The sequence below is a fragment of the Streptomyces morookaense genome, assembly GCF_013030945.1.
Taxonomy (GTDB): Bacteria; Actinomycetota; Actinomycetes; order Streptomycetales; family Streptomycetaceae; genus Streptomyces; species Streptomyces morookaensis.
The window spans coordinates 1-6490 of record NZ_JABBXF010000139.1; the positions used below are offsets into that span (position 1 = coordinate 1).

Annotated in this window: 8 protein-coding genes; 1 reads left to right on the forward strand and 7 read right to left on the reverse strand. The window is 56.7% G+C overall.

What is annotated here, in order from left to right:
- Positions 1 to 941: 941 nt before the first annotated feature.
- Positions 942 to 2609, forward strand: a complete 1668-nt coding sequence (gene ltrA, locus HG542_RS36495; protein ID WP_012372796.1) for a group II intron reverse transcriptase/maturase — start codon at positions 942 to 944, stop codon at positions 2607 to 2609.
- 313 nt (positions 2610 to 2922) lie between these two features.
- Here the strand turns inward: ltrA and HG542_RS36500 are convergent, their stop codons facing one another.
- From HG542_RS36500 to HG542_RS36530, 7 genes are all read right to left on the reverse strand, one after another.
- Positions 2923 to 3114 carry a hypothetical protein gene (locus HG542_RS36500; RefSeq protein WP_001027493.1) on the reverse strand — a complete coding sequence of 64 codons (192 nt, stop codon included), beginning with the start codon at positions 3112 to 3114 and terminating at the stop codon, positions 2923 to 2925.
- Complete coding sequence (locus HG542_RS36505; protein ID WP_000271762.1) at positions 3111 to 3533, reverse strand: DUF1380 family protein; 423 nt, start codon at positions 3531 to 3533, stop codon at positions 3111 to 3113. The genes HG542_RS36500 and HG542_RS36505 overlap by 4 nt, the downstream gene beginning before the upstream one ends.
- A gap of 46 nt (positions 3534 to 3579) precedes the next feature.
- Positions 3580 to 4005, reverse strand: a complete 426-nt coding sequence (locus HG542_RS36510) for an antirestriction protein (protein ID WP_001198928.1) — start codon at positions 4003 to 4005, stop codon at positions 3580 to 3582.
- Between the two features lie 417 nt (positions 4006 to 4422).
- Positions 4423 to 5199: a YubG family protein gene (locus HG542_RS36515; RefSeq protein WP_001383963.1), complete on the reverse strand. Its 777-nt coding sequence runs from the start codon at positions 5197 to 5199 to the stop codon at positions 4423 to 4425.
- Between the two features lie 50 nt (positions 5200 to 5249).
- Entirely contained in the window at positions 5250 to 5684 is a 435-nt protein-coding gene (locus HG542_RS36520) for a DUF1380 family protein (protein ID WP_000274503.1), read from the reverse strand.
- A gap of 13 nt (positions 5685 to 5697) precedes the next feature.
- Positions 5698 to 5919, reverse strand: a complete 222-nt coding sequence (locus HG542_RS36525; protein WP_001104881.1) for a YubE family protein — start codon at positions 5917 to 5919, stop codon at positions 5698 to 5700.
- Positions 5920 to 6490 (reverse strand): DNA methylase (locus HG542_RS36530; RefSeq protein ID WP_152932656.1); only part of this gene is annotated, 571 nt, incomplete at its 5' end.

A 6490-nucleotide genomic window follows, 5' to 3' on the forward strand; every position in this document is an offset into this window, starting at 1 on the left:
TGGCTGTCTATGCCCCCGGCGACAGGGACTCATACGGGTGTGTGGCACCCGGCAGGCAATGAGCAGGGGCCCGCCGCAACGACGGAGAGCGCGTGCGCGAAACGGCGTTGCCCCTTACATCCCGGCGGCCTTTTGCCGGGATGCCGGGAGCGCAGGCCACGGCGCGACAGAGGCGGCGCGACCGGAACGGTCGCTGCAAGCCAGGGGTTTTCACGCATCGGACCGTAGCGGCAGCCCGAAACCGCGCCAGCGGGTTCGGCGGAGACTGGCAGGTGCGCCAGCAGCTGCCTGTCGGAGTCGGGCCTGACGACCGGATGCCGCCAGGCAGCCGGGAGCCGAAGGTGCGCGTGCGACAGGAAGTCGCTTAACGTATTGTTTTACATTGATAAAACCAGCTATCCCATTAGCTGTAGCCTACCGGGACAGGCGCTGCCGGCAACGGCGGGGTCTGAAGCTCCCGGGACAACGAGAGCCGGGCGTCAGCCCGGGTAAAGCCCCGTGAGGGGCTTTACCTTGCTGCAAGCATCATGTGGCAGGAGAGCAAGGCTGGTCAGAAGGGTTAACACATGTGAACTGTTGATAAACACCGTTATCGGCAACAGGCCAAAGATGCTGACAGGCCTGAACCAAAAGGTACGGGGTCCGGTTGCTACCTCGCGCACAGGGAGCACATGGGCGCAGAGACCCCCGGTGAAGAGACAGAACCCGCCCTGACCCTCTGTATGTTAAGCGGAACCTGGTAAACCCGTATCGCTGCCTTACAGGCAGGTGAACCGTAAGGAACACTGTAGGCGGTGCGGGCAGAGGAGGACGGAAAAAGCAAATGCCCGGTTGTAATGACCGGGATACGGGGCAGGTTCCCCGACGCGAAAGCGGGCAGACTTCCGTCTGGTCTTTAATTGCATGAAAAGCTGTAAAGCAGTCAAAAGGATATCAGCGAGATGAATACACACATCAGTGTGTCCACGATACCCCACCCGACAGGCTGGCACACCATAGACTGGAAAGCATGCCATGCCCGGGTGCGAAAGCTACAGTTACGGATTGCAAAGGCAACCCGACAGCAACAATGGCGGCAGGTCAGAGAACTACAGCGCATCCTCACCCGCTCATTCTCCGGCAAAGCCGTGGCTGTCAGGCGTGTAACTGAAAATACCGGTAAAAGGACACCCGGTATTGACGGAAAAATATGGCACACACCGAAGGAGAAATGGGAAGGAATATGCAGCCTGAATCTGTGTGGTTACAGGCCACAGCCACTACGGCGAATACATATCCCAAAATCAAACGGCAAAACGCGACCGCTGGGCATACCCACAATGAGGGACCGGGCCATGCAGGCACTGTGGCTGCTGGCTCTGGAACCCGTATCCGAGACCACTGCTGACCATAACAGCTATGGTTTCAGACCAATGCGCAGCACGCATGACGCCATTGAGTCCATTTTTCTGCGGATGAGCCAGAAAGTATCGCCCAAATGGATACTGGAGGGCGATATTAAAGGGTGTTTCGATAACATCAGCCATGACTGGCTGCTTTCCCATATTCCGATGGACAGGAGACTGCTTAAAAAATGGTTGAAAGCAGGTTACATGGAAAGAGGCGTGTTTAACCATACGAACAGCGGGACACCGCAGGGAGGCATCATATCCCCTGTTCTCGCCAACATGGCTCTGGACGGACTGGAGAAGGAACTGATGCAAACGTTCAGGAAAAGTGGTTATCACAGTGCAAAGCACCAGGTGAATTATGTGAGATATGCTGATGATTTCATCTGTTCAGGCAGCTCCCGTGAATTGCTGGAAAATGAGGTCAGACCACTGATTGCAGCTTTCATGCGCGAACGAGGGCTGGAACTGTCGGAAGAAAAAACCGCGATTACACATATAGATAAAGGCTTCGACTTTTTAGGGCAGAACGTCAGGAAGTACAACGGTAAAATGCTGATTAAACCGTCGAAGAAAAACCTGAAGAACTTCCTCTGTAAAGTCAGAGAAATAATTAAACGCAATCCGACGCTCCCGGCATGGAAACTGATAGGCCAGCTAAACCCGGTAATCCGGGGATGGGCTACCTATCACCGACACGTCGTGGCGAAAGAAACATTTAATTATGTCGACACCCAAATCTGGCGAGCTATATGGCGATGGTGTGTAAGAAGGCACCCCCGAAAAGGATTGCGGTGGATCGCCGGACGATACTTCTCCTTTGAAGGCAGGCGCTGGATCTTTAAAGCCATAACCCCGGAAGGGAAAATTCTGACTCTCTTCCGGGCAATGGAAACACCGATAAAGCGCCATATAAAAATCAAAGGCGAAGCAACACCATACACCCCCGGAATGGAAATCTACTTTGAACGTCGTCTGGATCTAATCTGGAAAGGCAAATCAAAGAAGATGAAGACAGTAGTTCAACTCTGGAAGAGGCAGGGGAAACACTGTCCGCAGTGCGGACAACCCATAACCAACCAGACCGGATGGAATATACATCACCGGATCAGGAAAGTTATGGGCGGCAGTGACGAACTGACCAATCTCGAGTTGTTACATCCGAACTGCCACCGACAGTTACACAGCAGGGAAGCCGGTGCTCACCGAAAGCACTTATAAAGGCTTGAGCGGAGTGCGGGGAAACTCGCACGCTCCGTTCTTAGGGGGCGGCGGCGCAGCAATGTGCCGCTGCTACCCGACCCGGCAGACAGAACAACACTGCAGTAGTCAGAATCAGAGCAGTAGATAAAGGAACAACAACATCAGGAACAGTTCCATAACATAAGAAAGAAACACTCCTGAGTCAGACACATCACAGACGGGAAGGGTAACGGGCGACGCGCCAGCGTGGCCCGCTTCCCTTCCGGCAGGCGTCAGCCTGCCAGGGGTTTTCGCGCGGGCTGACAGGCGGCCTCCACCGCCTGCCCCTGTATCACCTGTTTATGCTGCCCTGAAGGATGTAGTGACCGCCGAGGAATACAGCCTGCTGATTCGCCACAAAATCGCAGATTTCATCAACAATCTGCGCAGTGGTGAGCGGTTTCTGCCCCATTTCACGACGCCGCGCATTAATCACGGCTTTGTAATTGCGCAGAATTTCGCGGGTTTCTGTGCTGATATTCATGACATGTGCTCCCCGTCCAGCGCCTGTAACACAACGTCCATTGCTTCGCGTTCTTCCCTGACGAATGCGTCACCGTCGCCCCCGTTCTCGCTCCCGACGGCATACAGGCGCTTCATTTCACTGCCTGCCAGCGCCATCACTTTTTCCAGCATCACCGCCGGAACTGTCACCTGACGGCTGGCGCGCTTTTCTTCCATCAGCTCACGAACAACGTCGTGAACAATGCTGACATCCGCACCATGCGCAAAGGCATCGTCCAGTCGCTGCATGACGGTTTCCAGCTCATCGTCTGTCAGACTCCAGTCCTGGGCTATGTGACGCACATCCCCACGGGTCAGCACCACGGCAAAAACGCATTCACTGTCCGGCACGTCTGTGTTCAGCACTTCGCGGATAATTTCTTTAACAGTACAGTACATGTTCTCGTCTCCTTTACAGGGGCGGCATTGCCGCCCCGTCCGTTAATCAGTCCAGTGCCGCGTAAATCGCGTTGCATTCGGGGTGAAATTCGATGTGACGCCACAACTGCGCATCGCGCATCCGGTAAAGCTGGGTCAGTCCTGCATCCCCGCTGTCGTGGTACAGCCACAACTGGCGGTTAATCACAAGGGAAGTCAGAATGATGCCTGCGGCATCAGCACTCACGGTACGGTCAAACCAGTTTGCACCGTTCACCATGTGGAAACGGTCGCCATCCGGCATCATGTAACCGCCACCGTCCGGCAGGCGGATGAAGTGCCAGAAGCCTCCCTGATATTCCGGCATCATTTTTTGCGCCAGCGCGTACACATACGCCTCGGCATACAGAAAATCGTTGCCAAACAGATACGGTAGAAAGGAGAGACGGTCGCACTCTTCAACGTTCAGAGTGACAGGTTTCGCATATTGCATGATGTTTTCCTCCGTTGTTCACATATTCCGCGACACCGGGCGGTGCCGTGCCTCCATAAAAGCCGGGCGATAAGGCGGGGATGCACAGGGCGCAAGGGAAGCCGCAGCCTGACGCACACGGCTGGCGGGAGTTGGAGGGTGAGACCGCGAAATCTGAGCGGGTGAACGACCGGAAAATCACGGCAGACGGGAAGGAGGGACCGGGTGACCGCAGCGGCGAAGCGTACCCTTGCATCCCTGCCAGCCCGGCTACGATGGAGGCACGGCACAGCCCGCACACGACGCTGAGGCCACATAACTGAAAACCCACAAGGCCATGCCCCGCATGGCCGGGTAAAGCGGAGCCGGCGGCGACTTCCTTTGTGCTCTGTCCGGGGACCGGCAGGAAAAAGGCGGGGATTTACCCCGCCAACGTCATCATTTCCGGATTTTTGCCAGGGCATCCGCCATGCTGCGGATTTCGGCCCGGGCTTCCCGGACCACCTCCCGCAGAACACCACGGTCAAACCAGCGGCGGGGCGGTTCATCCGGTATACGCAGCACATCGCAGGCCAGCCCACTGGACAGGATATGCTCAATACAATCGCTGACCAGGTACATTTCCACCGACGAAAAACGTGCTCCCCGGTTCACGATGGCATCGAGCACCACGGGCAGGTTTTCGTCATCTTCATCGAGCCAGCAGGGGTGATCGCTTTCCTTCACAACCAGACGAAAGCGGCGCGTCTGGCGAGTCAGCAACGTCTGACCGGTGGTGGTCAGCGCCGCCCGGATACGCCGCGCATCTTCTGCCACCCGGCAACTGACACTGCGTACCGCATCGCGCACCGCCGCAAGTACAGCCCTGATTTCGTCTTCGGTCAGCCATTCTCCGGCATACGGGAAAGACACCTGCGTTCCGTCTGCCGGAAGTACCGGCAGCGACTGCCACTGACTGCCGGACAGTACCAGTTCCGCCCCGGTTCCGGTCAGTTTCTGAATGGCGGAGGCCAGGAGCGGCGGCAGTACGCCGCCGTGACGGTTGATAAGTAACGTCGCCAGCCGGGGCGCATCCAGCAGAACATAAATGCTGATCCAGCCCGGATACTTCGGGTTACGCTGGTCAACATCCGTCTCTTCCGGCCAGCCCTGCGCCAGCAGCAGGTTGCGGGCGTGACGACAAATCAGTGCGTTCAGCGTGCTGTTTTCGTTCATGATTAAGCGTTCTCCCTGTATCGCCGCCCGCAGGGCAGGCGGCGATAACATCAGTCGTTTTCGTGTGTGTTGTTTTTCAGCAGGGTGCGGGCCTGATTAACCACCTCCTGACGGCGGGTGACGCATTCCGGGACGGCGAGGCCATGATCCCGGGCGGCCCATTCACGTTTCCACAATGCCTGTTCAGCGGTCTGAATCAGGGACGCCAGCAGTTCAGCAGGGACGGTCACCAGGCGGTTTTCGCTCTCGTTGCGGATAATCTCCATCACCGCAGCGGAAGAAATACCGGACTCAATCCGCTGGTCTTCCGGGATGTCCTCCAGGCGTGCCAGGACGGTCCTGATTTCATGACCGGTCAGAGAAATTTCCATACCGTCAGCCAGTGCCTGAATCTCTTCCGGGGACCAGATAACCAGCATCAGCGGCATGTCTCCCGGATACTTTACTGCCAGCTCCCGGCATAGCGTTTCGCATGTTCCGTACATTCTCGTCTCCTTCTCAATCTTTAAAGCACGCTTCCAGTTCCAGAATTTCGGTATATGCCTCCATCAGGAGGCGGTTTGCGCGAAACAGCGTCTGACGCACCAGACGTTCCGGCAGGGTGTCGGCATTAAAGCTGTACCGCTGCTCCATCTCATTCATGGTTGTACGCAGGTCGCACATGGCATTGGCCACCTCCGCCACTTCGGCGCGCAGTTTTTCGTGTCCTGCATAGTTCATTTACGCAGCCTCCGGCATAAACCAGTCATCATTCGCGGCCCCCTGCTGCATGGCCCGTTGCACGGCGGCAAGGCGTTGCTGCCCGGCACGGTGATACTGCTCAAGCAGCTCGATACCGATATACCGGCGTCCGGACTGGAGGGCGGCGACGCAGGTTGAGCCGCTGCCTGCAAACGGGTCCAGCACAATTGCGTTCGGGTGTGTGAAGCTCTCAATCAGCGGTTGCAGGCTGGTAACGGGCTTTTCCGTCGGGTGATGGCGATTGCCCGAATATTTCCAGCCCAGCACGTCCGGCAGCGGGTTTTGTGGCAGACGTGGACGGCCTTTTGCCAGGATGTAGGCACATTCGTGGCGATAGCCCACATATGCGGCCTTCGATGTGTAGTTTTTGGTGAAGACCAGGTGACCAACAACGCTGAATCCCGCATTTTTCCAGGCGGCCATAAAGCGATCGACGCGGTTCCAGCCATAGAAGCTCACCATTAACGCGTCTTTTTTGAGTACGCGGTACATTTCATTACAGGCTGGTTGCAGCCATTCATCGGTTTTATCGCCGGCGATGGTGCGCCCG

Bases quoted from the DNA above. Each gene is read 5' to 3' on its own strand.
- ltrA (WP_012372796.1), top strand. From the start codon at position 942: ATGAATACACACATCAGTGTGTCCACGATACCCCACCCGACAGGCTGG.
- HG542_RS36500 (WP_001027493.1), bottom strand. From the start codon at position 3,114: ATGAATATCAGCACAGAAACCCGCGAAATTCTGCGCAATTACAAAGCC.
- HG542_RS36505 (WP_000271762.1), bottom strand. From the start codon at position 3,533: ATGTACTGTACTGTTAAAGAAATTATCCGCGAAGTGCTGAACACAGAC.
- HG542_RS36510 (WP_001198928.1), bottom strand. From the start codon at position 4,005: ATGCAATATGCGAAACCTGTCACTCTGAACGTTGAAGAGTGCGACCGT.
- HG542_RS36515 (WP_001383963.1), bottom strand. From the start codon at position 5,199: ATGAACGAAAACAGCACGCTGAACGCACTGATTTGTCGTCACGCCCGC.
- HG542_RS36520 (WP_000274503.1), bottom strand. From the start codon at position 5,684: ATGTACGGAACATGCGAAACGCTATGCCGGGAGCTGGCAGTAAAGTAT.
- HG542_RS36525 (WP_001104881.1), bottom strand. From the start codon at position 5,919: ATGAACTATGCAGGACACGAAAAACTGCGCGCCGAAGTGGCGGAGGTG.